The organism is Streptomyces megasporus (assembly GCF_000718985.1).
GTDB classification, from domain to species: domain Bacteria; phylum Actinomycetota; class Actinomycetes; order Streptomycetales; family Streptomycetaceae; genus Streptomyces; species Streptomyces megasporus.
This window is the reverse complement of the sequence record NZ_JODL01000159.1, coordinates 1-321: the sequence shown is the minus strand read 5'-3', so window position 1 is coordinate 321 and position 321 is coordinate 1. Positions and strand designations below refer to the sequence as shown.

General features: G+C 62.3%; 1 pseudogene. It reads right to left on the bottom strand.

Going from position 1 to position 321, the window contains the following annotated elements:
* Positions 1-210, bottom strand: a pseudogene (locus IF47_RS28465) (glyceraldehyde-3-phosphate dehydrogenase); the annotation flags it as partial.
* Positions 211-321: the final 111 nt, after the last annotated feature.

The window sequence follows — 321 nt, the reverse complement described above, 5'->3', positions numbered from 1 at the left end:
CTCGGTGACGGAGAGCTCCGCACCGGCGATCTGCCGGGCGAACCGGTGGGTCTTGAGGATGCTGACCACCGACTTGTTCACCAGGGAGCGGCTGTGCAGCAGGATCGTCACGTCCCGCTCCCGGTGCAGCTTCCCGATGATCGGGATCATCGACTCCGCGATCTCCTCGCGGTTCTTCCAGTTGGTGAACGAGTCGTCGTTGACAGTCACAGATCCATCTTTCGAGCTAGGCGGCGCTCATATGTTAAACCGTCGATTTTCCGATCATGAACGGGGTGCCTCCGGAACCTCCCGCGAGCCCCGGACGGCGTGGCCTGAGAC